This is a genomic window from Paractinoplanes ferrugineus, assembly GCF_016862195.1.
In the GTDB taxonomy this organism is placed as follows: Bacteria; Actinomycetota; Actinomycetes; order Mycobacteriales; family Micromonosporaceae; genus Actinoplanes; species Actinoplanes ferrugineus.
In genome coordinates this window covers 122,630-144,744 of record NZ_BOMM01000008.1, presented here as the reverse complement: position 1 = coordinate 144,744, position 22,115 = coordinate 122,630, and the positions used below count along the sequence as shown (strand labels likewise).

Below are 22,115 nucleotides of genomic sequence, written 5' to 3'. Positions count from 1 at the left end.
GAGGGCGCGACACGTGCACGTGGTGATCATGGGGTGTGGCCGGCTCGGCTCCACGCTCGCCCAGAACCTCGAGGCCCACGGCCATTCGGTCGCGGTGATCGATCAGAATTCGGAAGCGTTCCGGCGGCTCGGCTCCGAGTTCGCCGGCACCACGGTCACCGGCATGGGCTTCGACCGCGACGTCCTGCGCCTGGCCGGCATCGAGCGCGCCGACGCGTTCGCGGCCGTCTCCAGCGGCGACAACTCCAACATCATCTCGGCCCGGCTGGCCCGCGAGACGTTCGGTGTCTCCCGGGTCGTGGCCCGCATCTACGACGCCCGCCGCGCCCAGGTCTACGAGCGGCTCGGCATCCCGACCGTGGCCACCATCCGCTGGGCCGCCGACCGGATGTACAGGCACCTGGTGCCCGAGGGCACGGTCGAGGTGTTCCGCGACCCGACAAGCGTCGTCTCCATCGTCGAGGTGCCCTTGCACCGCGACTGGGTGGGGCGCACGCTCAAGTCCCTGGAGGAGGAGACCGGCTCCCGGGTGGCCTACCTGATGCGTTTCGGGATGGGCACGCTCGGCACCGGATCCACCGTCATCCAGGACGGCGACCAGGTCTTCATGCTGGTCACCGACGACACCGTCGCCGACGTCCTGGACGTCGCCTCGGGCTCGCACCAGAGGGAGCACTGACCATGCGGATCGCCATCGCCGGGGCCGGCAACGTCGGCCGGTCGATCGCGCAGGAGCTGATCGGCAACGGCCACCGGGTCATGCTGATCGAGCGCCAGCCCCGCCAGCTCAAGCCGGAGCGGGTGCCCGAGGCCGAGTGGGTGCTCGCCGACGCGTGCGAACTGGCCAGCCTCGAGGAGGCCGACGTGGCCGGCTGCGACGTCGTGGTGGCCGCCACCGGCGACGACAAGGCCAACCTGGTGGTGTCGCTGCTCGCCAAGACCGAGTTCGCGGTGGGCCGGGTGGTGGCCCGAGTCAACCGGGCCGAGAACGAGTGGCTGTTCACCGAGCAGTGGGGCGTCGACGTGGCAGTCAGCAAGCCCCGCCTGATGGCCGCCCTGGTCGAGGAGGCGGTCACGGTCGGCGATCTGGTGCGGCTGATGACGTTCCGGCAGGGCGAGGCCAACCTGGTCGAGATCACCCTGCCCCGGCACGCCCCGTACGAGGGTGAGCCGGTGCGCGAGGTGCCGCTGCCCCGGGACGCCGCCCTGGTGGCGATCCTGCGGGGCAAGCGGGTCCTGGTGCCGACGCCGGACGATCCGCTGGAGGCCGGCGACGAGCTGATCTTCGTCTGCACCAGCGAGGTGGAGGACCAGATCCGCGCCGTGATCCTCGGCAGCGCCGGGCGCGAGCTAGGCGGCTGAGGTCGTCTGGGTGCTGGTCACCCGGTGGATGGCCCAGGCGGTGAAGGCGAACGTGGCGGCGTAGATCGGCCAGCTGATCAGGATGCGGACGATGCCGAGGGCGTTCGCCTCGCCGAGGGCCCACAGGTAGTACTGGATGCCGGCGCGCAGGCACAGCGAGACCACCCAGACCAGGGTGAGCCACTGGAACGTACGGAACAGCCGGGCGTTGCCGAACCAGTCCTGGTGTCCCTTGTTCGCCATGATCCCCCACGCGTACCCGATCAGGGGTTTGCGGATGACCACCGAGAGCAGCAGCACCGCGGCCTGACCGAAGGTCAGCAGGATGCCGGGCAGGTAGAAGTTCTTGGCGTCACCGGTGCGCCAGGCCAGGTAGGCGCCGACCGCGATGCCGAACAGCCCGTTTATCGCGTGCCGGACCGGCTCCTTGCGGATCAGCCGGTAGACGCCGATGCCGACCGCCGAGAGCACCGAGCCGGCGATCGCCCAGTAGAGCGCCTGTTCCTTCGCCAGCCCCGCCACCGCGTCGCCGAGCAACACGTTGAGCAGGACGAAGACGAGCACCGGAAGGCTCGACTCGATGAGCCCGCGAACGCCGCCCAACTGCTCGGCGATCTGCTCGCTCATCGAGGGAAGCGGCTCCTCGTCCTCGACCTTCTGCAGGTCGAGCTCCTCGACGACCTCCTCGGCGAGCCGCTCCTCCACGGATTCGTGCGCGGCGTGACGCGGCTCGCTGCCGGGTGTCACCGGGGCGCCTCCAGCTCGTAGAACGGGTTGTAGATGACCTTACGGTCGTCCCGGATCGCGATCCGGCCACGCGCGGTGAGCTGCCGCCCCGGTTCGATGCCGGCAATCGAGCGCCGGCCCAGGAAGACGAGCGTGACCACGTCGCTGCCGTCGTAGAGGTCGGCCTCAAGCGTCGGCAGGTTGGTTCGAGGAGTGTACGCCACCGTCCGCAGTCGCCCGGACACCGAGACGACCTGTCCTCGGCTGCACTGCCCCGCCGGCATGGCGCCGCACTTGGCGCTCTCCCGCTGCAGGTGCTCGGCGTCGAGCTCGGAGTCGGTTGCGGTCAACTGTTTGAAGAACCTGCGAAGACCGGTGCGTTGATCGGTCGACATGATTCTCTCCTAGGCCCGCCGGGGTGGACGGCACAGTGTGCGCGTATGCCGTCCAACCACGGTACGCCGGAAGCGCCCCCGGTGACCCCGGTCACCGGGCTGGTTCTCAGGCCGATCGGCCGTTCGTGCCGAACTGCTCGGCCTCGGCCTGCTCCGCCTCGGCCGCCGCCTGCGCCTGCTCGCTCATCTCCTTGGGCAGCCGCAACGGCAGCGCCTCACGCACCGGCCGAGCCTCGGCGTCCCGGATGACCACCAGGCCGGAGAGCACCTCGCCGAGCGCGCCCTCGCGACCCGGATCGGACGCCGCCGCACCCTGGTAGAGGGCCCGCACCATCCAGCGCGGCCCGTCCACACCCACGAACCGCACGTCAGCCGGTCCCTCCGGGGTGTTGACCCGGGCGGTCAACTCGACTCCGTACGGCCCGCGGACCTCGCGCGGGGAGACACCGTCGGCGGCCATCGCCTCGGCGATCTCCGCCCGCACCTCGTCCCAGATGCCTTCACTGCGGGGCGCCGCGAAGACGCCGAGCTGGAGCGCGCTGTCACCGTCGACGAGCACGATCTGCTCGACCCCGCCCTCGGGGTTGGCCTGCACCCGCACTTCGACCCCGTCGATGGCGGGGATCAGGAGGCTGCCGAGGTCGAGACGCTGCACGCCCTCGGGGGCGTACTTCTCGTCCCACGGCCCATGCTCGGGCGCCGGGCCGTCGTCGTCGGCCGCGAGGCTGCGCTCGAGAGCTGCCGAGGGCGGCGCGTCCGTCGCACGTACGTGCTTCGGGCCGCCGCGCTTACGGGAGAACATGCGTGCCACCTTCCGTTTCAGTACTGCGTCTGCCGCGGCGGCAGCGCGTGGTGCCCGCCGGTCGAGCCGGTCCCACCGGCACCGCGAGCGGTGTCGTCGAGCTCGTCGACCACCTGGAACTCGGCTCGCTCGACCCGCTGGACGACCAGTTGGGCGATGCGGTCGCCGCGAGAGATCTTGACCGTCTTCACCCGATCGTGGTTGACCAGGATGACCAGAATTTCGCCGCGGTAGCCGGCGTCGACCGTACCGGGCGCGTTGAGGACCGTCACGCCGAGGCGAGCGGCCAGACCGGAGCGTGGGTGCACGAGCCCGACGTATCCCTCGGGGAGGGCCATCGCGACGCCGGTGCGCACCGCCGCGCGGTCGCCCGGAGCCAACTCCGCGTCCTCGGCCGCGACCAGGTCAGCGCCCGCGTCCCCGGGGTGCGAGTAGGCCGGCAGGGGCAGGTCGGGGTCCAGGCGGCGGATCGGGATCACAACATCTGGCAAGACACTTTTCCTCACATCAGCGGTGGCGGGGGCGGGACACCACCCTGCCATCCTGCCGTGCTCGACCACGAAGGCGCGCCGTACCCTCCAAGGGTGACACCGGAGTCCCCCGCCCGCACGACCGCGCCCACCGCCGCCTACACCGAGCGGCTCGGGCTTTCCGTGTGGGCCTGGCTGGGCGCGCTCGTGGTCGACGTGATCGTGGGCCTGGAGGTGCTGCTCGGCTTCGAGGAAATGCCGTTCTGGCTGCCGTTCGCGTTCCTGCTGCCGTTCACCGCCGCGTTCCTGCTCTGGATGGGCCGCATCCGGGTGACCGTGACCGGCGACGAGCTCCAGGTCGACGACGCCCGCCTGCCGCTGACGGCGATCGCCGACGTGGTGGCTCTCGACGCCGCCGGTAAGCGGGAGGCGCTGGGCGTGGGCGCGCACCCGCTGGCGTTCGTCATCCAGCGGCCGTGGATCGGCCCGGCGGTGCAGGTGCTGCTCGACGATCCGGCCGACCCGACACCCTTCTGGGTGATCAGCACGCGCAAGCCGGTCGAGCTGGCGACCGCATTGCTGACCGGCGCTAACCTTCGATGACCTTGGGGCGGGACCGCCTCAGGTCCTTCAGCACGTGCTCGCCCAGCGAGCGGGACGCCCGCCGGTTCAGGAATCCGGCCACCGCGGCCCCGGTGAGCAGCGGGCCCATCGTGCTCAGGCTCCGGCCGAACCGGCGGAGCAGACTCTTCTGCAGGTCGCGTCGCGCGGCCGTGCCGAGCACCGTGGCCACGCCCACGCCGGGCACCAGCGGGTTGACCCCGCGCTGTTCCGACCAGGCCTGGATCAGCGACAGCGCGCGCTGGCCGGGGGTGCCGACGATCGGCCGCCCGTAGACCTCGTGCAGCTCGCCCACCAGCTTGAGCTCGGTCGCCACGACCGCGATCGTCTCGGCGGCGAGCAGGATGGGCGCGGACAACAGGGTGGGCGGGGCGACCCATTCGACGGCCGCCACGCCGCCACCGACCGCCCCGATGCCGGCCGTGGAGCGGGCGGCGTTGCGGATCAGGCGCTCGGCCAGATCGTCGTCGTCGAGGCCGGGAAAGTGCCGGTGCAGCGTCGCCTTGTCCCGGATCGGGACGTGCGGAGCCACATCGGCGACCGCGTCGGCCATCCACCGCAGCGCGGCCCGCGGCCGGAACAGCTGGCCCAGCCCGCGCCGGCGAATGTCACCGACCAGCCGGCCGAGCAGCTCACGTCGGCCGGCCGGCTCCAGGTCGTCCGCCGTGAGGGCGGCGACCGTGCGGCTCAGTTCGACATCCGTCGGCTCCACCGGCTCCGGCGTCTCGCCGGCCTCGGCGTGCTCCGGGTGGCTCATCCTCGTCCTCCCGTCATGCGTCGCATCAGGCTTCGCTGCCTGATGCCCGGTGGCGTCCCCTCCTCAAACAAACCCAGGGAACGCCTGCACGCCCGACCGCGTGCGAGCGGCCGGGTGGTGGCGCGCTGCGCGCGAGTGAGCCGGTCAGGCGCACTCGCGGCAGATCAGCTCCCCGTTGCGCTCCGCCGCCAGCTGGCTGCGGTGGTGCACGAGGAAACAGCGGGCGCAGCGGAACTCGTCTTGCTGCATCGGCAGCACTTTGACGGTCAGTTCTTCGTCGGCCAGGTCGGCGCCGGGCAGCTCGAAGCTTTCCGCCACCTCGACCTCGTCGACGTCCACTGAGCCCGACTGCGAATCGGCGCGACGGGCCTTGAGCTCCTCGAGGCTGTCCTCGCCGAGGTCGACCTCATCGCGACGCGGGGCGTCGTAGTCGGTGGCCATCGGATTTCACTCTCCTGTATCGATGAGTCACTTGGCGTTAGTAACGCCGGTGACGAGGTTTCGGTTCCCGCTTCCGCCGGACGATTTCTGACACTCTTACTGACCTGCAGAACTGCCCCGGGAGCGCGGAACCATACCGCCGTAGCGGCATGCTTGTACGCGTACAGGCGGCCCATTGTTCCCGATGTGACCGAGGCGACATCAAAGTAGGGGCACAACGCTCTGGATCATCGTCGGCGCGCCGGAAGGATTCCCTGTTTCCGCAAGCCTGGCGCGTAGACGCTAACCTCTCGACAGGTCCCGCCCCACCGATCTGGAGCCGTCCCCATGAGCTTTGCCCGCGTCCGAGCGCTCGTCGTCGTCGGCGTGCTCGCCGTGGCCGCGGTGATCTTCGTGATCACGGCGCTGGTCCGTGACACCCAGGGTGGCGCGACGGCCGGCGACGACTGCCCCGCGGACGCGCCGCTCGCCGACGTGACCCTGCCGGACGATCCGGCCGAGGTCACCGTCAAGGTGTTCAACGGCACGAGCACCGCCGGACTGGCCGACAGCGTCACCAACGAGTTCAAGAACCGCCGGTTCACGGTGCAGAAGCCCGACGAGAGCAAGACGAAGTTCAAGGGCGTCGCCCTGATCCGTTACGGTCCCGACTCGGTCGGCCGCGCCCAGCTGCTCCGGGCCTACTTCCTCGCGCAGTCGAAGATGGAATACAACGCCAAGCGCAAGGGCGCCCTGATCGACATCGTGATCGGCAGCCAGTTCCGGCAGCTCGCCACGACCACCGAGGTCAACCAGTCGCTGGTGGAGGTCGGTGAGCCGACGGTGCCGCCGGGTGCGTGCCTCAAGCCGATCGAGAAAAAGAAGATCGAGAGCTCCTAGGCCCCACCCGCCGCGTCCAGTTCGACGAGCCGATCGTGCAGGGGCGTAAACAGGGCCGACGGGGCCGCCACGACCATGTCGAGCCCCGGGGGTGCCCCGGCCAACCCCGCGACGGTCGCGCCCGCCTCCGTCGCGACCAGACCCCCGGCAGCGTGGTCCCATGGATTGAGGCCCTTCTCGAAGTACGCGTCGAGCAGTCCCTCGCCGACCGCGCACAGGTCGAGCGCCGCCGCGCCGAACCGCCGGATGTCCCGCACCTTGGTGATCAACCGGGCCAGCACCGCCCCCTGATGGGCGCGGCGCTTCGCGTCGTAGCCGAAGCCGGTGCCGACGAGTGCCTGGGACAGGTCGGTGCGTTCGGAGCACCGCAGCCGCCGGCCCGCGCGCCAGGCACCGCCGCCGCGGGTCGCGGTCCACTCGTCACCGGTCGCCGCGTTGATCACCACGCCGGCCACCACCACACCGTCGAACTCGGCCGCCAGCGACACCGCGTACTGCGGGAGGCCGTACAGATAGTTGACCGTGCCGTCGATCGGGTCGAGGATCCAGCGGACCGCGCCGGGCTCCGGTTCGGCCGAGTCGCCGTACTCCTCACCCAGCACGCCGTCACCTGGACGCGCCGAGCGCAACGAATTGATCACTTGTCGTTCCACGGCCCGGTCGGCGGCCGTCACGACATCGGTGAGCGTGCTCTTCGTTTCGACGTCGGTGATCGCCTCGGCCCGCATCCGCCGAGCTGTCGCGGCGGCTTCCCGCGCGACCGGCAGCGCGATCTTCAATAACTCTTCGGCCGTCAATGCCGCCGGAATCTCGTTCACTTTTCCGCCCTTTCCCCCGCTAACATCTTCTCGCCGGGCGCCTCCGGCTAGGTCGGCGACCCCCTTGCGGCGTGCTGCGGCGGGAGGATCTCACCGGACGGCGCTACAATTCACGCCTACCCACCGCTTCGCGAACGTCAAATGCCCGATCGTCCGCGTCCCGGGGGTCCCCACACCAACACCGGCCAGCCTCTTCGCCGTGCGCTGCGCTGGGCTCACCACCGTGCCAAACCTCATCGCCTTCGGAAGGTCTTTCGTGACAGAAGCCCACCAGAACGGTGCCGACGTTCGTTCTCTCACCGAGGCCCTGATCGCCCATGCACAGGGCGCGGGCGGGCAACTCACGTCGGCCGAGGTCGCGCGCAGGCTCGAGTCCGCCGAGGTGAACCCGGCGCAGGCCAAGAAGATCCTGCGCGGGCTGGTCGACGCCGGCGTCACCGTCGTCGTCGACGGTTCGGCGAGCACCCGCCGGCCCAAGGTCTCCGCGGCCCGGGCCGCGACGCCCGCCTCCAAGGCCACCACGGCCAAGGCCGCACCGGTCAAGAAGACCGCACCGCCCAAGCAGGCCCCCGCGGCCGCTGACGGAGCGCCCCAGGCCGCCGCGGCGAAGAAGGCGGCCCCGGCCAAGAAGGCCGCGGCCGGCCCGGCCAAGAAGGCCACCGCGGGCAAGCCCGCCGCGCCCGGCGAGGAAGGTCCCGCGGACGGCGAGGAGATCGACCCCGAGGAACTCGCCGCCGAGATCGAGGACGTCGTCGTCGAGGAGCCGCCGGCCCTGGTGGCCGCCGCCGCGTCGGACGCGGCGAGCTCGGCCACCGACGGCGACTTCGAGTGGGACGACGAGGAGTCGGAGGCGCTCAAGCAGGCCCGGCGGGACGCCGAGCTGACCGCCTCGGCCGACTCGGTCCGCGCCTATCTCAAGCAGATCGGCAAGGTCCCGCTGCTCAACGCCGAGCAGGAGGTCGAGCTGGCCAAGCGCATCGAGGCCGGGCTCTACGCCGCCGAGCGTCTGCGCGCCTGCGACGAGGGCGAGGAGAAGCTCGAGCGGACGATGGAGCGCGACCTGCGCTGGATCGGCCGGGACGGCGAGCGGGCGAAGAACCACCTGCTCGAGGCCAACCTCCGGCTGGTGGTGTCGCTGGCCAAGCGCTACACCGGCCGTGGCATGGCGTTCCTCGACCTGATCCAGGAGGGCAACCTGGGTCTGATCCGCGCGGTCGAGAAGTTCGACTACACCAAGGGCTACAAGTTCTCGACGTACGCCACGTGGTGGATCCGGCAGGCGATCACCCGAGCGATGGCCGACCAGGCCCGGACGATCCGCATCCCGGTCCACATGGTCGAGGTAATCAACAAGCTCGGCCGCATACAGCGTGAGCTGCTTCAGGACCTGGGCCGCGAGCCTACCCCCGAAGAGCTGGCCAAAGAGATGGACATCACTCCGGAGAAGGTTCTGGAGATCCAGCAGTACGCGCGTGAGCCGATCTCGCTCGACCAGACGATCGGCGACGAGGGCGACAGCCAGCTCGGTGACTTCATCGAGGACTCCGAGGCGGTCGTCGCCGTCGACGCGGTCTCCTTCTCGCTTCTGCAGGACCAGCTGCAGCAGGTGCTGCAGACGCTCTCCGAGCGCGAGGCCGGCGTGGTCCGGCTCCGCTTCGGCCTGACCGACGGCCAGCCGCGGACGCTGGACGAGATCGGACAGGTTTACGGGGTCACCCGGGAGCGCATCCGGCAGATCGAGTCGAAGACGATGTCGAAATTGCGACACCCTTCGCGCTCGCAGGTTCTCCGGGACTACCTGGACTAGGCCGTCCAGTCAACTCAACGTGTCTGTTTGGTCACCACTCGTACATCAACGGGTGGTGATCAGACCGTTGTGCAGAAGTGATCGTTGACGTGGCACCCTTGGATCACGGCACACTAGCCGGAACGCGTGTGACCTCGGTCCCCCCGAGCCACCGTGGGAAGGCTGCAACGGTGCAGGGTGTTGCACGATGTGTAGCAGCAGTAAGCCGAGGAACATGTTCATCGGTGACGAACAGAGGAGGAAGGCGATGACCCCGACCCTCACGCCGCCGGCGGGAAGTGTGGCCGGCCCAGCAGCCGATGAACGGTGCGACCGCTGCAATGCAGCCGGAAAGCTCCGTTTGACCCTGGCTGGTGGCAGTGAACTGGTGTTCTGTGGACACCACGCCAACCGGTATGCCGAAGACCTGGTGAAGATCGCGGTCCAGTACGCGGCGGATCCGGAGTTCACGTGGCGCGGCGCGGACATGATGTCTAACTCCAACTAGAACCGAAGTTCTCCCGGACCTACAGACGTGAGACAGGGGCGCCCAGGTGTACGGGCGCCCCTTTTCACGCCTCCGTCCCCCAGAGGCTCTCGACTGTCACGCCGAGCGCCCGGGCGATTTTGACGGCCAGGTAGACCGACGGGGCGTAATCGCCCGTCTCCATCGCGATGATGGTCTGCCGGCTCACCGCCACCGCGGCCGAGAGCCCCTGCTGAGTGAGCCCGGCTTCCTTGCGGGCGGCCCGGATGCGGGGCCCGGCCCCGGTGTCGCTCTCCGGGGCCCGGACCGGTCCCGACGGTGGCGCCATCAGTCGTCGTCCCCGACGAGCGCCTCACGCTGGTCCCGCCGCTTGATCTTCAGGATCGTGCCGATGATCGCGCCCGTCCCGCCGAGGACGCCGCCGACGGCCGCGCCGATCCAGGTGTCGCCCGCCGGGTCGTAGGCGTGGAGCGCGCCGACCAGGAACACCACATAGGGGCCCACGCCCAGCACGGTCAGGACCAAGCGCTTGAGGTTCCACGAGCGCGGCACGGTGTCGACCCGACGGCGCCGCACGTAGAGCGTCGCGAGCAGCATGGTCAGCCACTGCAGCACCAGGATGACCGCGAGCGGCGGCACCGCCGCCCGGCCCAGCGGCCAGACCATGACGGCGGCGGCCCCGGGGACGAGGACGGACTGCAGCGAGCTCGAGGCCGCGATCCCCTCGTACCACCGGAAGCGCTCCCGCTCGTCGCCGTAGAGGTCGCCGTCGAGATCCAGGTTCCACCGCACCACACGGTCGATCACGTTCGTCGTCATGCGTTCCATCCTGACGTCAAGTTCTCTTAACGTCAAGAGTATTTGACGTCAAGAAGACTTGACTTGAGTTGGGGCGGCTCGGCCGCGCCCTCACAGGGTCTGGATGGTGGCGATCCGCTCCTCGAGCTGCTCGATGGTGGCCTGCGCGCTGGGCGGTCCCCCACACAGCCGCCGCAGCTCCGCGTGGATCTTCCCGTGCGGCAGGTCGGTGCGGTGGTGGTGCGCGGCCACCAGGGTGTTCAGCTGGCGCCGCAGAGTGTTCCGGCGCTCCCCCGCCGACATCGGCACGACCTCCGGCTTACGGGGCTCCGGGACCGGCTCAGCGGCCTTCTGCCGCTTCTGGGTGGCCAACTGCTCAGTCTGCCGCCGGCTGAGGAGCATCGTGACCTCGTCGGGCGTCAGGAGGCCGGGCAGGCCCAGGTATTCCGCCTCTTCGACGGTGCCGCTGCCGGCTCCGGTGCCGAACGAGGTGCCGTCGTAGATCACCTGGTCCAGCTCGGCGCTGGCGCCCAGGGCCTCGAACTGCTTCTCCAGCTCGCCGGACGCGTCCTCCTCCCGCTGGGCGCGATCGAGCAGGTCGTCGTCGAGGCCGTCCTTCTCCTTGGGCGCGCCGAGGACGTGGTTGCGCTGCGCTTCCATCTCGCTGGCCAGGCCGAGCAGATGAGGCACGCTCGGCAGGAAGACGGTGGCCGTCTCGCCGGGGCGGCGGGAACGGACGAACCGGCCGATCGCCTGGGCGAAGTACAGCGGGGTGGAGGCGCTGGTGGCGTAGACCCCGACGGCCAGGCGCGGGATGTCGACGCCCTCGGACACCATCCGGACGGCGACCATCCAGCGCTGGTCGGAGACGGCGAACGAGGCGATCCGGCCGGAGGCGCCCTCGTCGTCGGAGAGGACCACCACGGCGGGCTCGCCGGAGATCTCGTGCAGGAGTTTCGCGTACGCCCGGGCGGTCTGCTGGTCGCTGGCGATGACGAGGCCGCCCGCGTCGGGGATGCCGTGCGCGCGCAGCTTGCTCAGCCGCGCGTCGGCCGCCCGCATGACCTGGGGCATCCAGTCACCGCGGTGGTCCAGAGCGGTACGCCAGGCCTGGGCCACCAGGTCCTTGGTCATCGGCTCGCCGAGCCGGGCGGCGAGCTCGTCGCCCGCGTTGGTGCGCCAGCGGGTCTCCCCGGAGTACGCCATGAACAGCACCGGCCGGACGACGCCGTCGCGGAGGGCGTCGGCGTAGCCGTAGACCGAGTCGGCCCGGGAACGCTGCAGGCCGTCCTCGCCGCGCTCGTAGGACACGAACGGGATCGGGTTGTCGTCGGAGCGGAACGGCGTCCCGGTCAGCATGAGGCGGCGGTCGGCCTCCTCGAACGCCGACTTGACCCCGTCGCCCCAGGTGCGTGAGTCGCCGGCGTGGTGGATCTCGTCGAGGATCACGAAGGTGGGGCGGGTCATCGTGCGCCGGCGGTGCACCTGCGGGGCCATGCCGACCTGCGCGTAGGTGAGCACGGCGCCGTGGAAGTCGCGGGACGAGTGCACGTCGGAGTTGCGGAACATCGGGTCGAGCTGGATGCCGACCCGGGCCGCGGCGACCGACCACTGCGTCTTGAGGTGCTCGGTGGGGCAGACCACGGTGACCGCCTCGACGGTGCCGTGGGCGAGCAGCTCGGCCGCGATCCGCAGGGCGAACGTGGTCTTGCCCGCGCCCGGCGTCGCCACTGCCATGAAGTCCTGGCCGGGTCGTCGCAGGTAGGCCACCAGGGCTTTGCGCTGCCAGTCCCGCAGCGGCGGGAAGGTGTCGATGTTCGGTAAAGGCGGGCTCACGCCGGAAAGTCCCCTCCAACAAAATCGCCCCCGACTGGCGGGGGCGGCGTCCAGCATAGCCAGTCGATGGTCACGGCAGCGCGACCGGCGCGGACCACCTCCGGCGCAGGGCGAGCAGGCGCAGACCCGTCATGAGCACGGCGGCGCCGGTCATCGGCAGGGCGCTGACGAAGCCGATCCCGTGCAGGATCGTGACAAGAATCGCTCCGCCGAGGGCGACGATCGCGTAGATGTCACGCTGCAGCACCACCGGGATCTCGGCGGTGAGCAGGTCGCGCGCGAGGCCGCCGCCGATGGCGGTGAGCATGCCGACCAGGCAGGCACCGACCGGCGGCACGCCGGTGGTGAGCGCCTTGAGCGTGCCGGTGACGGTGAACAGGCCGAGGCCGGCCGCGTCCAGCACCAGCACGGTCCGGCGGAGCCGGGTGAGGTGGGGATGCAGCCGGAACACGGCGATCGAGGCGAGCACCGCGGTGATCGCATAACGCCAGTCGGCGAACGCGAGCGGCGGGACCGCCCCGATCACGAGGTCGCGCAGGATCCCCCCACCCAGCGCGGCCACGAAGCCGACGAAGGCGACCCCGAAGAGGTCGAGCCGCTTGCCGATCGCGGCCGAGGCTCCCGAAGCGGCGAAGACCGCTACGCCGACCAGATCGCCAACGAGTAGGAAGTTCAGTGCTTCATCGCCTCGTAGATCTCTTTGCACTGCGGGCAGACCGGCGAACCGGGCTTCGGGGTCTTGGTGACCGGGAACTTCTCCCCGCAGAGTGCCACCACGTAGGTGCCCATGACCGCGCTCTCGGCGATCTTCTCCTTGCGGACGTAGTGGAACATCTCCGGGCCGGTGTCGGCGTCCTTGGTTTCGGGGCGTTCCAGGATCTGGGTGGTCACGACATCAGCCCTTCAAGAAATGAACCGAAAGCTCCAACCAGCAAGTCTTGCACCTCACGCCGAAGCGGTCCAACGCCGCCGAGGGCGATCGGCACCGTACGGTAGCTGGCGTGACAAACTTTCAAATCCACTACGGCGAGCAGGTGACCCGTGCCCGCCGGGACGGCCGGCCGGTGGTCGCGCTGGAGAGCACCATCATCTCCCACGGTCTCCCCCACCCGGACAACCTGCGGGTGGCGCGGGAGATCGAGCAGACCGTCCGCGACAACGGCGCCGTGCCGGCCACCATCGGCATGATCGGCGGCGAGCTCGTCGTCGGCCTCGACGACCGCCAGATCGAGCACCTGGCGCTGGCCGAGGGCGTGGCCAAGCTCAGCGTCCGGGATCTCGCGGTGGCCGCCGCGAAGAGAGCGGACGGCGCCACCACGGTGGCCGCCACCAGTGCGGTCGCCGCCGCCGCCGGGATCGGCGTGTTCGCCACCGGCGGGCTGGGCGGGGTGCACCGCGAGGCGAACGTCACCTTCGACGAGTCGGCCGACCTGACCACGCTGGCCCGCACCCCGATCGTCGTGGTCTGCGCCGGGGTGAAGTCGATCCTCGACGTGGGTGCCACGCTCGAGCGGCTCGAGACGCTCGGCGTCGCCGTGGCCGGCTATCGGACCAAGCGCTTCCCCGGGTTCTTCATCACCGACGGCGGCTTCGACGTCGACTGGCAGCTCGACTCGCCCGACGAGATCGCCGACGTGATGCGGGCCCGGACCGACCACGGGGTGGGGGCCGGCGCGCTGATCCTGGCCAACCCGCTGCCGGTCGACGAGCAGCTCGAGCCGGCGCTGCACGACCGCACCCTGGCCGAAGGCCTCGCTCTGCTGTCCCGGGGCGGCATCACCGGCAAGGCGGTCACGCCGTTCCTGCTCTCGCACTTCCACGCCAGCACCGAGGGGCAGAGCCTCGCGGTGAACGTACGGATCATCCTGCGCAACTCGGCGCTGGCGGCGCGGATCGCGGCCGCGCACACGCCCGCACCCGCGCCGGTGGGCTTCACCGCGTGATCGTCGTGGTCGGCGACCTGGTCACCGACGTCCTGGTGGAGCAGGCGGGGCCGATCCAGATCGGTTCGGACACCAACGCCTCGATCACGGTGCGTGGTGGGGGCCAGGCCGCCAACACGGCGGCCTGGCTGGCCCGCACCGGTCAGGCGGTCACGCTGGTGGCGGCGGTCGGCGATGACCCGGCCGGGCGGGACCGGGTGGCCGAGCTGGTCGCGGCCGGGGTCCGCTGCGCGGTCGACCGGCAGGCCGGCGCGCCGACCGGCAGCGTGGTGGTGCTGGCCGGGCCGGACGAACGCACGATGATCACCGATCGGGGCGCGTCGCTACTGCTCGACCCGGCCGCGGTGGTCGCCGCGATCGACGCGTCCGGAGCCCGCCACCTGCATCTTTCCGGCTATCCCCTGCTGCACGACGGGTCCCGGGCGGCCGGTCTGGCCGCCCTGGCGGCGGCCTCGGAGCGGGGCCTGACGACGAGCGTCGACGCGGCCTCGGCGGCCCCGTTGCGGTCGGTGGGTGCCTCCGCCTTCCTGACTTGGGTACGCGCGACCGACCTGCTCCTGTGCAACGCGGACGAGGCGGAAGTGCTCGCCGGGCCCGGCGAACCCGCGGAACAGGCCGCCCGGCTGGCCGCGCACGTGGCCAACGCAGTGGTCAAGCAGGGTGCGGCCGGGGCCTGGTGGGCCGCCGGGAACGGCCTGGTTCGGCGGGGGCGCTCCACCCGCGTACCGATGAAAGATCCGACCGGAGCGGGAGACGCCTTCGCGGCCGGCCTGATCGCCTCGTGGTGTTCCGGCGGCTCGCCGGAGGCCGCCCTCGCGGCCGGGGCCGCACTCGGCGCCGAGGCCGTGAGCCAGGTCGGCGCCCGGCCCTAGGTCTTGCGGTCGTGCTCCGACACCCAGTGCTCGCCGTCGATCGTCAGGTATTCCACCGGCTCCGGCTCGGCCGCGTGCTGGGCGAGCACGGCCTGCTCGTAGTCGCGTTCGGCGGCCGCGGCGGCGCGCTCCTCCTTGGACCGGGCCGGGCGGTCGTTCGCGATCAGGACGGCTGCCCACGGCAGGAACACCATGCCCGCCGCGCAGAAGATCAGCCACAGCCCGAGCAGCGGGGGATGGACGCTGACCAGGATCGCCCCCAGGATGACGCAAGCGGCCCGCGCGCCCATCATCGTCACGTAACGGATCTGCCGGCTGCGGTACTGCTCGTCCTGACTCCGCGCGGCGTCGGTGATCAGGACCGTTTGTTTCTTCACGATGGGGTCCTCCGGACTCCATCCTTACACCGATCGCGTGGTCGCGCGCGAATCAGGGCCGGTCGGCTCTTTCCTCGAGCAGCACGACCACCTCGTCGGCGATCTCCTTGAGGAAAACCAGGTCGCCCTGGCTGAACGGACGCGGCTCGACGTCCAGCCCGCACACCCCACCGAGCACGTGGCCCGACTGCGACACGAGCGGCGCCCCGGCATAGGACCGGACCCCACCCGCCTTGACCAGCGGGTTGTCCCGGAACAGCGGATCGGTCGCCAGGTCGGGCACGGTGCGCGGCGCCCGTTCGGTGACCAGCGGCTGGCAGAAGGCCCACTCCAGCGGGGTCCCGCCGGCCTCCTGCAGGAACTCCGGGATCGGGCCCAGCTCGGCCAGGAAGACCTGGGCGTCGTTGAGCAGCACGTCGATGATCACGTACGGGGTGTCCAGCCGTTCGGCCACCCGTTCCACGTGCGGACGCAGGAACGGGCGCTCGGCCTCCCGGTCGAGACCGAGCCGGGCCACGTCGGTCAGCCGGTCCACGGTGCGGATCGCCGGGTAGAAGTCACTCAGCAGTTCCGCGCTCATGAGATCACCGTCCGGCTCAACGCCTCGTAGGTGATCACCCGGACCTTGGTGGAGCGGCCGGCGACCCGCAACAGGTCGCCGACGGTCATCAGATGCTCGGCGACCCGGCGCAGGTCGGCCGGCTCGGAAACGGGGCGGCGCAGGCCGAGCTCACGCGCGGACAGGTCCCAGATTCCTTCGGCGACCCGGTGACCGACCAGTTCGGCCAGGGCGTCCACCGACTCGCGCTCGGTGGGGCACTCCTGGCCGTACCCGTTGCTCGACGCCATCTCGATCCCCCGTCGTCAGAACAGCTCGATCATGGGTGCGGTGTCGGCCTCGGCCGGCCCGCCCGTGCTCGCCGCGTGCGTCGCCCGCTGTCGCCCCATCACGTGCCGGGCCCGCAGGTCGTCGACCCGGATCATCTTCTCGCGCAGAGCCTCCGCCCCGAGCGCTCCTCGGGAGTAAGCCACCAGATCCTCGGACTGCCGGCGCACGTCGCCGAGCGCCGCCAGCACGTGCTCGAGCATCTGCCGGCTGATGTCCTGGAACTGGATGTGCCCGACCGCACCGGTGGTCTCGTCGGTCAGGGCGCTCGACGTGCTCTCGACCTGACTCGCCGCCTGCAGGGCGTCGTGCAGGATGGTCGACACCATCTCCGACATCTCTCGCTGGGCACTGGCGACGCCGGCCAGCCGCCGGGTCATCGCCGTGTCCATGGTCGCTTCGACCGCGGCCTCGTCCTGGTCGAAGTCCTGATCCCGGGCGAGGACCTCGTCGAGCCGGGTGGTCAGGTCGGCGAGGCTGCTGCCGATGCCGTTGGCCGCCTGGCGGGAACGGTCGGCCAGTTTGCGTACCTCGTCGGCCACGACCGCGAAGCCCTCGCCCGCGTCGCCCGCCCGGACCGCCTCGATCATCGCGTTCAGGGCAAGGATGTTGGTAGCCTTGCTGACCTCCTCGATCTGCTTGACGTGCTGCTTGAGCCCACGCATCTCCTCGACCAGCCGGTGGATCTGCTCGTCGCGGTAGATGAAGTAGCGGATGAGCCGGTCCACCAGTTGGTCGTTGGCGCCGGTCACGGTGACCAGCTCCGACTCGACGTGACCCAGCGTGCTTGCCAGCCGGGCCACGTCTCCGGACATCATCTCGGCCAGCGAGTCGATCGCCACCAGCTTGTGGACGATCCCCTCGGCGGCCTCGCCGGTCTGTTCGATCACGTCGTGGATGTGCGCGTCCATGACGTCGCAGAACTCCGGTACCGGGCGCAACGCCTCGGCCACCAGTTCGGGGCTCACCGACGGGTCGTTCGTCTCCTCAGCGAACGAGCCCGATCGGCGGAGCAGACCGGACATGGCGTTACCTCCAGGCGACTGCGGCGCCTTCGGTCAGGCGCCGGGGAGAACCTGCTTGATGACCCCGAGGAGCTGTTCCGGGGCGACCGGCTTGACCAGCCACCCGGTGGCGCCCGCGGACTTGGCCTCGGTGCGCTTGGCCTGCTCAGACTCGGTGGTGAGCATGAGCATCGGGGTGAAACGCAGACCGGGCGACTTACGGGCCTCCCGGACGAAGGTGATCCCGTCCATCTGCGGCATGTTCACGTCGCTGATGATCAGGTTGGGCTTGACGCCCTTGCCGAGCTTGTCGAGCGCCTCCTTGCCGTGGCCCGCCGTCTCGACGGCGTAGCCGGCCTTGGTCAGGATGGACTTCAGGCTCATGAGCATGGTGGCGGAGTCGTCGACGAGCATCACAGTTGTCATGGAGGTTCACTTCCTTGTCGAGCCAGCAACGGCAGCACCCGCTCGGCCAGAAAACTGTCCGTCGGTGCTGCACTCACTTTCGGGCGGAAAAGGAGCAATGCCTGGAACGCTCCGGTGTGCAGATGGTTGCATCTGCGTAGGTTGACCTTGGGCCGCGTGGTCGCCCGGAGCCAGCCGGCCAATTCCTCGACCTCGTCGACGGTGACCACACCGATAAGCGTCGCGGTGCCTTCACCCAACTCGAGCGGCAAGACCGAGCACCTCCTTCATGTTCAGCACCAGCAGCACCAGGCCGTCACCGAGCAGCGCCGTGCCGGAGAACTCGTCGGCGTAGGCGAGCAGGCCCTCCATCGGTTTCAGGATCACGTCGACCTCCCGATGGAACTGCTCCACCAGGAGCCCCACCCGTTGCCCGCCGACGTTGGCGATCAGGATCGCCCGGTCCCGGTTGTCGTCCGGGATCCACGGCATGTCGAGGGCGCGGGCCAGGTCGAGCACCGGGATCACCTCGCCGCGCAGCACCACGACGTCCTGGTGCAGCACCCGGTTCATCTCGTCGACCGGCACCCGGACGGTTTCCACCACCAGGTCGACCGGGATGCCGAAGCGCTGACCGGCGACGCTGACCACCATCACCTGGGTGACCGCCATGGACAGCGGCAGGCGCAGCCGGGTCGAGGTGCCGATGCCCAGCTCGGAGCGCATGGTCACGGTTCCACCGAGCTTCTCCACGCTGGCCCGCACCGCGTCCATGCCGACGCCGCGACCGGAGAGGTCGGAGATCTGCTCGGCGGTCGAGAACCCGGGCCGGAAGACCAGGTCGACCGCGTCGACGTCGCTGAGGGTCTCGAGCTCCTCCTCGGAGATCAGACCTTTCTCGTACGCCTTGCGCCGCACCCGCGCCGGGTCGACCCCGCGCCCGTCGTCGGCGATCTCCACGATCACCGCGTCACCGTCGGCCACCGCCGTCAGGGTGATCCGGGCGGTCGTCGGTTTACCCGAGGCCAGCCGTTCGTCGCTGGTCTCGATCCCGTGGTCCAGGCTGTTGCGCACCAGGTGGACAAGCGGATCGGCGAGCGCCTCGATGACGTCCTTGTCGGCCATCGTGTCCTCGCCCTCGAGGACCAGCTCGATGTTCTTGCCGAGCCGCCGGCTCAGGTCGCGGACCAGGCGGGGGAACCGGGAGAAGGCCACCGACAGCGGCAGCATCCGGATGTCCATGACCGAGGCCTGCAACTCCTCGGCGATGCGGTGCAGTCCCGAGTACTGATCCTTGATCCGGCGGGCCAGGGCGCGGCTGCCGAACTCCTCCTCGGCCGCGCCCGCCAGGAAGGTCAGCCCGTTCTTGGCCACGTTGAGCTCGCCGACCAGCTCCATCAGGTGGTCGACCTTCTCCTGGTCGACCTTGAGGATGCGGCTGCCGACCTGGCCGCCCGGGTCGTCGGCACGGCGCTCGGCGGCCGGTGCCTCGTCGGCTGCCACCAGGGGCACCACCGTTCGCACCGGGTCCTCCACCGCCTCCGCGGTGTCGCCGAGCAGGCGCGTCACGGTCGCGGTCAGGGTCACGACGTCCGGTTCCTGGATCTCGACCGGGTCGCCGAAGGCGTGCGCCGCGTAGGTGATGGCCTTGGCCAGGGAGATCAGATGGCACGTGTTCGTCGGATTGAGGGCCAGCGCCTTCAGCGAGGCGGCGAGCACCGCCCGCGCGTCGGCGAGCAGGGCCGGATCCGTACTCGACGACGGCTTTTGATCTTGCTTTTCCGCGGTGCCGGACTCGGGCTCGACCTCGATCTCGATCTCGCCGGACAGGTACCGCTGGATCGCGTCACCGTCGAGGTCGACCAGCTCGAACTGGTCGACCACGTAGCGGAACAGGTATTGGATCTCGCCCATCCCGGCCCGCGTCGCGCAGACGAACGCGACCAGGCAGGCGTATTCGTCGTAGTCGGCGGCCTCCGGCCACTCCACCGGCTCGATCACGTTGAGCCGGTCCAGGGCCGGGACCTGGCGGATCAGGTGCAGCGGATCCTCGGCCCGGAAGAAGCAGCCGGAATCCGGGGCGTACCGGATGAATCGCATCTGCGACGAGGTGGTGCGCAGCCAGGCGGCGGTCTCGGCGAGCCACTCCTCGTCGAAATAGGCAAGCCAGGCCGGCGCGACATCGCCGGCCTGCGGGCCCGACAGCGTCGGCGCCTCGCGAACCACCTCACCGCCGATCGGCGCCCGCAGCCGGACGATCAGGCTCGCCGCGTCGGCCCCGGCCGTCGACGGCAGACGCTCCTCGGTGGTGACGTAGGCGAGCCAGCCCCGGATCAGGTCGAACGTGGCCAGCAGGTCGTCGGTCATGCCCGAGTCCAGCGGCAGCTCACCGGCGCGCACCGCGTCGAGCAGGTCCTCGGCCGCGTGCGTGAGCTTGGTCAGCTCGGGGAAGTCGAACAGGCCGGACGACCCCTTGAACGTGTGCGCGGCCCGGAACACCTCGTTGACCAGCTCCGGGTCGCCGGGCGTGCGCTCCAGCTGGAGCAGGCCCTCGTCGACCTGGGTGAGCAGGTCAGCGGCCTCGGCCAGGAACTGGGCGAGCAGCGGGTTCATGCCGCCACGCCCCGTCCGGTGAGCATCCGGGAGATCCGCACGAGGCGGGCCGGGACCACCGGTTTGACCAGATAGAGGTTGGCGCCGGCGGCATAGGCACGGTCCGCGTCCCCGGGCCGGTCCTCGGTGCTGATCATGATCACCGGCGCCGGCGTGCCGACCGTCTCCGAGCGCAGCGTCTCCACGCAGGTGTAGCCGTTCATCTTGGGCATGTTCACGTCCACTACGAACAGGTCGAAGGCGGTGCCCAGGGCGGCCTCGACCGCCTCCAGCCCGTTGGCCGCCTCGTGGATCTCGAAACCGGCCTCGGTCAGCAGCGTGCTGTGGTACATCCGCACAGTGGCGGCGTCGTCCACGACGAGCACCTTGGGCTGCGTCTCGGTCATCACTTCGCTCCGGTCGGTCGTTGATAGACGATGCCCTCCGGCAGGCGCGTCGGGGTGAAGATCGGCGAGATCCGGCTCATCGACTCGGAATGGCCGAGGAACAGGTAGGCGCCGGGCCGCATCGAGCCGTACAGGTTCTCGGCCGCCCGCCGGCTTGACAGCTCGTCGAAATAGATGAGCACATTGCGGCAGAAGACGACGTCGAAGTCGCGGAAATTACGCATCGTCGCGGTGTCGCAGACGTTTATCTGATGCAGCGTGACCGCGCCCCGGATGCTCTCGTCGAGCTGATAGCGGCCGGCCCCGACCAGGTTGAAGTACTTCGCCACCCACGGCTTCGGAACCCGCTGCAGGGAACGTTCGCCGTAGCTCGCGTGCCGGGCCCGGGCCAGCACCTCGCTGTCGATGTCGGCGCCGTGGATCTCCACGTCCACGGTGTCGATGTGCGGCCACTCCTCGAGCAGACGCAGCGCGATCGAGTACGGCTCCTCGCCGGTCGAACACGGCAGCGAGAGGATCTTGATCGGTCCGGGAATCCGGCTCCGGTTCTTGAGAACCTCCGGGAGTACGGCGTTGAGCAGCGCGTCGAACTGGTAGTCCTCGCGCAGGAAGTACGTCTCGTTGACGGTCAGTTGATTGATCAGCTCCTGCAGCAGGGCCGGCTTGTCGCCCAGTCGCAGGGCGCCGAACCAGCCCGCGAACGAGTCGTAGCCGGACGCGCGGATGCAGTTGTCGATCCGTTTGTCGACGAAATACCGCTTCGACTCGGAGAACTGGATGCCGGTGCGCTTGTAGAAGTAGTCGCGAAATTTCTCGAAGTCGGCCCCGGTCAGACCGGTGCCGGCGGTGGCCGAGGTCATCGCAGTGCCGCCTCCACGGTGAAACGCAGGAACGGGTCGTCCGGGAAGCGCCGGACCGCGCGTTCCAGCAGCTCGGTGTGCTCCGGGCCGAGCGAGGGCAGCAGCGCGTCGATCGCCGACGCCACCACGTTGGGATGCGGATCGTCCTTGATCATCACGGTCAGCCAGGTCGTCGCCTCCGGATGCTGAAGATCGGCGAGAACCATCGCGGCCATCACGCGTACGTCGTGGTCCGGGTCCTCCAGCAACCGCGGGATGATCGCCGGTACCGACTCCGGCATGCTCGCCAGGGCCTCCGCCACGCCCGTCCGCAGACCCGCGTCGTCGCTGGCCAGATGCACCGCCAGGCCGGCCGCCACGGCGTCGGTGTCGTGCGCGGCGAGGGTGGTGAGCATCGCGTCCCGCACTCGCGGTTCGTCCTCGGTCGCGACCCGGTCGAGCAGCACCTCCACCGCGCTCTCCGCCTCGAGACCCAGCGCGGCCTCCCGCCGCCGGTCCGGGTCCGGGTCGTCGAGTTGTGCCAGCAGATCGCCGGGCCCCATCGTCTGCGGTTCCGGCTCCGCATTACGCCGAACTAGTCCCATGACCTCT

Annotated in this window: 30 protein-coding genes; 8 read left to right on the top strand and 22 right to left on the bottom strand. The window is 70.1% G+C overall.

The genetic code is table 11. The annotated features are described in order from the left end of the window. Positions 1 to 13: 13 nt before the first annotated feature. Positions 14 to 679 carry a potassium channel family protein gene (locus tag Afe05nite_RS05810; protein ID WP_203815918.1) on the top strand — a complete coding sequence of 222 codons (666 nt, stop codon included), beginning with the start codon at positions 14 to 16 and terminating at the stop codon, positions 677 to 679. Continuing rightward, the gene (locus Afe05nite_RS05805; protein ID WP_203816037.1) at positions 676 to 1,362 is read left to right on the top strand and encodes a potassium channel family protein; all 687 of its coding nucleotides are present in this window, start codon (positions 676 to 678) and stop codon (positions 1,360 to 1,362) included. Before Afe05nite_RS05810 ends, Afe05nite_RS05805 begins: the two co-directional genes overlap by 4 nt. Here the strand turns inward: Afe05nite_RS05805 and Afe05nite_RS05800 are convergent. The 4 genes from Afe05nite_RS05800 to dut all read right to left on the bottom strand — a co-directional run bounded on the left by Afe05nite_RS05800 (position 1,351) and on the right by dut (position 3,776). Beyond that, positions 1,351 to 2,109: a DUF3159 domain-containing protein gene (locus Afe05nite_RS05800; RefSeq protein WP_203815917.1), complete on the bottom strand. Its 759-nt coding sequence runs from the start codon at positions 2,107 to 2,109 to the stop codon at positions 1,351 to 1,353. The two genes, Afe05nite_RS05805 and Afe05nite_RS05800, sit on opposite strands and share 12 nt — an antisense overlap. Next, positions 2,106 to 2,483 (bottom strand): OB-fold nucleic acid binding domain-containing protein, encoded by a 378-nt coding sequence (locus Afe05nite_RS05795; RefSeq protein ID WP_203815916.1) that lies wholly within the window; start codon positions 2,481 to 2,483, stop codon positions 2,106 to 2,108. The genes Afe05nite_RS05800 and Afe05nite_RS05795 overlap by 4 nt, the downstream gene beginning before the upstream one ends. Before the next feature lie 106 nt (positions 2,484 to 2,589). Continuing rightward, positions 2,590 to 3,285, bottom strand: a complete 696-nt coding sequence (locus tag Afe05nite_RS05790; RefSeq protein ID WP_203815915.1) for a DUF3710 domain-containing protein — start codon at positions 3,283 to 3,285, stop codon at positions 2,590 to 2,592. A 17-nt stretch (positions 3,286 to 3,302) separates the two neighbouring features. Continuing rightward, positions 3,303 to 3,776: a dUTP diphosphatase gene (dut, locus tag Afe05nite_RS05785; RefSeq protein ID WP_203815914.1), complete on the bottom strand. Its 474-nt coding sequence runs from the start codon at positions 3,774 to 3,776 to the stop codon at positions 3,303 to 3,305. Between the two features lie 93 nt (positions 3,777 to 3,869). Here dut and Afe05nite_RS05780 point away from each other — a divergent pair, with 93 nt between their 5' ends. Next, positions 3,870 to 4,358 carry a DUF3093 domain-containing protein gene (locus tag Afe05nite_RS05780; RefSeq protein WP_203815913.1) on the top strand — a complete coding sequence of 163 codons (489 nt, stop codon included), beginning with the start codon at positions 3,870 to 3,872 and terminating at the stop codon, positions 4,356 to 4,358. Here the strand turns inward: Afe05nite_RS05780 and Afe05nite_RS05775 are convergent. Both Afe05nite_RS05775 and Afe05nite_RS05770 read right to left on the bottom strand, forming a co-directional pair. Next, a complete protein-coding gene (locus Afe05nite_RS05775; RefSeq protein ID WP_239117582.1) occupies positions 4,345 to 5,133 on the bottom strand; it encodes a hypothetical protein in 789 nt (262 codons plus the stop codon). The two genes, Afe05nite_RS05780 and Afe05nite_RS05775, sit on opposite strands and share 14 nt — an antisense overlap. Before the next feature lie 144 nt (positions 5,134 to 5,277). Next, the gene (locus tag Afe05nite_RS05770) at positions 5,278 to 5,574 is read right to left on the bottom strand and encodes a DUF4193 domain-containing protein (RefSeq protein ID WP_020512573.1); all 297 of its coding nucleotides are present in this window, start codon (positions 5,572 to 5,574) and stop codon (positions 5,278 to 5,280) included. Positions 5,575 to 5,901: 327 nt separating this feature from the next. Here Afe05nite_RS05770 and Afe05nite_RS05765 point away from each other — a divergent pair, with 327 nt between their 5' ends. Beyond that, positions 5,902 to 6,453: a LytR C-terminal domain-containing protein gene (locus Afe05nite_RS05765; protein ID WP_203815912.1), complete on the top strand. Its 552-nt coding sequence runs from the start codon at positions 5,902 to 5,904 to the stop codon at positions 6,451 to 6,453. Here the strand turns inward: Afe05nite_RS05765 and Afe05nite_RS05760 are convergent. Further along, positions 6,450 to 7,271, bottom strand: a complete 822-nt coding sequence (locus tag Afe05nite_RS05760; RefSeq protein WP_203815911.1) for an inositol monophosphatase family protein — start codon at positions 7,269 to 7,271, stop codon at positions 6,450 to 6,452. The two genes, Afe05nite_RS05765 and Afe05nite_RS05760, sit on opposite strands and share 4 nt — an antisense overlap. A 256-nt stretch (positions 7,272 to 7,527) precedes the next feature. On the opposite strand from Afe05nite_RS05760, the gene Afe05nite_RS05755 reads away from it, so the two are divergent. Together Afe05nite_RS05755 and Afe05nite_RS05750 are read left to right on the top strand one after the other, a co-directional pair. Continuing rightward, positions 7,528 to 9,078, top strand: coding sequence for an RNA polymerase sigma factor (locus tag Afe05nite_RS05755; protein WP_203815910.1), 1,551 nt, complete (start codon positions 7,528 to 7,530; stop codon positions 9,076 to 9,078). A 247-nt stretch (positions 9,079 to 9,325) separates the two neighbouring features. After that, entirely contained in the window at positions 9,326 to 9,565 is a 240-nt protein-coding gene (locus Afe05nite_RS05750) for a DUF7455 domain-containing protein (RefSeq protein ID WP_203816035.1), read from the top strand. Positions 9,566 to 9,629: 64 nt separating this feature from the next. Here Afe05nite_RS05750 and Afe05nite_RS05745 read toward each other — a convergent pair whose 3' ends face one another. The 5 genes from Afe05nite_RS05745 to Afe05nite_RS05725 form a co-directional block, all read right to left on the bottom strand. Continuing rightward, the gene (locus Afe05nite_RS05745) at positions 9,630 to 9,872 is read right to left on the bottom strand and encodes a helix-turn-helix transcriptional regulator (RefSeq protein ID WP_203815909.1); all 243 of its coding nucleotides are present in this window, start codon (positions 9,870 to 9,872) and stop codon (positions 9,630 to 9,632) included. Beyond that, complete coding sequence (locus Afe05nite_RS05740; RefSeq protein WP_203815908.1) at positions 9,872 to 10,363, bottom strand: hypothetical protein; 492 nt, start codon at positions 10,361 to 10,363, stop codon at positions 9,872 to 9,874. Before Afe05nite_RS05740 ends, Afe05nite_RS05745 begins: the two co-directional genes overlap by 1 nt. 90 nt (positions 10,364 to 10,453) lie before the next feature. Next, positions 10,454 to 12,178, bottom strand: a complete 1,725-nt coding sequence (locus tag Afe05nite_RS05735; protein WP_203815907.1) for a DEAD/DEAH box helicase — start codon at positions 12,176 to 12,178, stop codon at positions 10,454 to 10,456. Between the two features lie 70 nt (positions 12,179 to 12,248). After that, on the bottom strand, positions 12,249 to 12,884 hold the full coding sequence (locus Afe05nite_RS05730; RefSeq protein ID WP_203815906.1) for a trimeric intracellular cation channel family protein: 636 nt from the start codon (positions 12,882 to 12,884) through the stop codon (positions 12,249 to 12,251). Continuing rightward, a complete protein-coding gene (locus Afe05nite_RS05725) occupies positions 12,851 to 13,069 on the bottom strand; it encodes a DUF3039 domain-containing protein (RefSeq protein ID WP_203815905.1) in 219 nt (72 codons plus the stop codon). The genes Afe05nite_RS05730 and Afe05nite_RS05725 overlap by 34 nt, the downstream gene beginning before the upstream one ends. A 110-nt stretch (positions 13,070 to 13,179) precedes the next feature. Here Afe05nite_RS05725 and Afe05nite_RS05720 point away from each other — a divergent pair, with 110 nt between their 5' ends. After that, positions 13,180 to 14,121, top strand: a complete 942-nt coding sequence (locus tag Afe05nite_RS05720; RefSeq protein WP_203815904.1) for a pseudouridine-5'-phosphate glycosidase — start codon at positions 13,180 to 13,182, stop codon at positions 14,119 to 14,121. Beyond that, positions 14,118 to 14,993 carry a carbohydrate kinase family protein gene (locus Afe05nite_RS05715; protein ID WP_239117581.1) on the top strand — a complete coding sequence of 292 codons (876 nt, stop codon included), beginning with the start codon at positions 14,118 to 14,120 and terminating at the stop codon, positions 14,991 to 14,993. Before Afe05nite_RS05720 ends, Afe05nite_RS05715 begins: the two co-directional genes overlap by 4 nt. On the opposite strand, the gene Afe05nite_RS05710 is transcribed toward Afe05nite_RS05715, so the two are convergent. From Afe05nite_RS05710 to Afe05nite_RS05665, 10 genes are read right to left on the bottom strand one after another with little or no spacing between them, the layout of a single operon-like run. Then, on the bottom strand, positions 14,990 to 15,370 hold the full coding sequence (locus tag Afe05nite_RS05710; RefSeq protein ID WP_438867635.1) for a DUF3099 domain-containing protein: 381 nt from the start codon (positions 15,368 to 15,370) through the stop codon (positions 14,990 to 14,992). The genes Afe05nite_RS05715 and Afe05nite_RS05710 overlap by 4 nt on opposite strands. A gap of 52 nt (positions 15,371 to 15,422) precedes the next feature. Further along, positions 15,423 to 15,950 (bottom strand): GAF domain-containing protein, encoded by a 528-nt coding sequence (locus Afe05nite_RS05705; protein ID WP_203815903.1) that lies wholly within the window; start codon positions 15,948 to 15,950, stop codon positions 15,423 to 15,425. After that, positions 15,947 to 16,219: a hypothetical protein gene (locus tag Afe05nite_RS05700; protein ID WP_203815902.1), complete on the bottom strand. Its 273-nt coding sequence runs from the start codon at positions 16,217 to 16,219 to the stop codon at positions 15,947 to 15,949. The genes Afe05nite_RS05705 and Afe05nite_RS05700 overlap by 4 nt, the downstream gene beginning before the upstream one ends. Positions 16,220 to 16,234: 15 nt before the next feature. After that, positions 16,235 to 17,281 (bottom strand): methyl-accepting chemotaxis protein, encoded by a 1,047-nt coding sequence (locus Afe05nite_RS05695; RefSeq protein WP_203815901.1) that lies wholly within the window; start codon positions 17,279 to 17,281, stop codon positions 16,235 to 16,237. Positions 17,282 to 17,314: 33 nt separating this feature from the next. Further along, entirely contained in the window at positions 17,315 to 17,686 is a 372-nt protein-coding gene (locus tag Afe05nite_RS05690; protein WP_203815900.1) for a response regulator, read from the bottom strand. Continuing rightward, on the bottom strand, positions 17,683 to 17,937 hold the full coding sequence (locus Afe05nite_RS05685) for a hypothetical protein (RefSeq protein WP_203815899.1): 255 nt from the start codon (positions 17,935 to 17,937) through the stop codon (positions 17,683 to 17,685). The genes Afe05nite_RS05690 and Afe05nite_RS05685 overlap by 4 nt, the downstream gene beginning before the upstream one ends. After that, positions 17,918 to 20,278, bottom strand: coding sequence for a chemotaxis protein CheA (locus tag Afe05nite_RS05680; RefSeq protein ID WP_203815898.1), 2,361 nt, complete (start codon positions 20,276 to 20,278; stop codon positions 17,918 to 17,920). Before Afe05nite_RS05680 ends, Afe05nite_RS05685 begins: the two co-directional genes overlap by 20 nt. Further along, positions 20,275 to 20,664, bottom strand: a complete 390-nt coding sequence (locus Afe05nite_RS05675; RefSeq protein WP_239117580.1) for a response regulator — start codon at positions 20,662 to 20,664, stop codon at positions 20,275 to 20,277. Before Afe05nite_RS05675 ends, Afe05nite_RS05680 begins: the two co-directional genes overlap by 4 nt. Beyond that, positions 20,664 to 21,524 carry a CheR family methyltransferase gene (locus tag Afe05nite_RS05670; RefSeq protein ID WP_203815896.1) on the bottom strand — a complete coding sequence of 287 codons (861 nt, stop codon included), beginning with the start codon at positions 21,522 to 21,524 and terminating at the stop codon, positions 20,664 to 20,666. Before Afe05nite_RS05670 ends, Afe05nite_RS05675 begins: the two co-directional genes overlap by 1 nt. After that, the gene (locus Afe05nite_RS05665; protein WP_203815895.1) at positions 21,521 to 22,108 is read right to left on the bottom strand and encodes a HEAT repeat domain-containing protein; all 588 of its coding nucleotides are present in this window, start codon (positions 22,106 to 22,108) and stop codon (positions 21,521 to 21,523) included. Before Afe05nite_RS05665 ends, Afe05nite_RS05670 begins: the two co-directional genes overlap by 4 nt. Positions 22,109 to 22,115: the final 7 nt, after the last annotated feature.

Bases quoted from the DNA above. Each gene is read 5' to 3' on its own strand.
- Afe05nite_RS05795 (WP_203815916.1), bottom strand. From the start codon at position 2,483: ATGTCGACCGATCAACGCACCGGTCTTCGCAGGTTCTTCAAACAGTTG.
- Afe05nite_RS05790 (WP_203815915.1), bottom strand. From the start codon at position 3,285: ATGTTCTCCCGTAAGCGCGGCGGCCCGAAGCACGTACGTGCGACGGAC.
- Afe05nite_RS05775 (WP_239117582.1), bottom strand. From the start codon at position 5,133: ATGAGCCACCCGGAGCACGCCGAGGCCGGCGAGACGCCGGAGCCGGTG.
- Afe05nite_RS05770 (WP_020512573.1), bottom strand. From the start codon at position 5,574: ATGGCCACCGACTACGACGCCCCGCGTCGCGATGAGGTCGACCTCGGC.
- Afe05nite_RS05765 (WP_203815912.1), top strand. From the start codon at position 5,902: ATGAGCTTTGCCCGCGTCCGAGCGCTCGTCGTCGTCGGCGTGCTCGCC.
- Afe05nite_RS05750 (WP_203816035.1), top strand. From the start codon at position 9,326: ATGACCCCGACCCTCACGCCGCCGGCGGGAAGTGTGGCCGGCCCAGCA.
- Afe05nite_RS05745 (WP_203815909.1), bottom strand. From the start codon at position 9,872: ATGGCGCCACCGTCGGGACCGGTCCGGGCCCCGGAGAGCGACACCGGG.
- Afe05nite_RS05740 (WP_203815908.1), bottom strand. From the start codon at position 10,363: ATGACGACGAACGTGATCGACCGTGTGGTGCGGTGGAACCTGGATCTC.
- Afe05nite_RS05705 (WP_203815903.1), bottom strand. From the start codon at position 15,950: ATGAGCGCGGAACTGCTGAGTGACTTCTACCCGGCGATCCGCACCGTG.
- Afe05nite_RS05700 (WP_203815902.1), bottom strand. From the start codon at position 16,219: ATGGCGTCGAGCAACGGGTACGGCCAGGAGTGCCCCACCGAGCGCGAG.
- Afe05nite_RS05695 (WP_203815901.1), bottom strand. From the start codon at position 17,281: ATGTCCGGTCTGCTCCGCCGATCGGGCTCGTTCGCTGAGGAGACGAAC.
- Afe05nite_RS05690 (WP_203815900.1), bottom strand. From the start codon at position 17,686: ATGACAACTGTGATGCTCGTCGACGACTCCGCCACCATGCTCATGAGC.
- Afe05nite_RS05680 (WP_203815898.1), bottom strand. From the start codon at position 20,278: ATGAACCCGCTGCTCGCCCAGTTCCTGGCCGAGGCCGCTGACCTGCTC.
- Afe05nite_RS05675 (WP_239117580.1), bottom strand. From the start codon at position 20,664: ATGACCGAGACGCAGCCCAAGGTGCTCGTCGTGGACGACGCCGCCACT.
- Afe05nite_RS05670 (WP_203815896.1), bottom strand. From the start codon at position 21,524: ATGACCTCGGCCACCGCCGGCACCGGTCTGACCGGGGCCGACTTCGAG.
- Afe05nite_RS05665 (WP_203815895.1), bottom strand. From the start codon at position 22,108: ATGGGACTAGTTCGGCGTAATGCGGAGCCGGAACCGCAGACGATGGGG.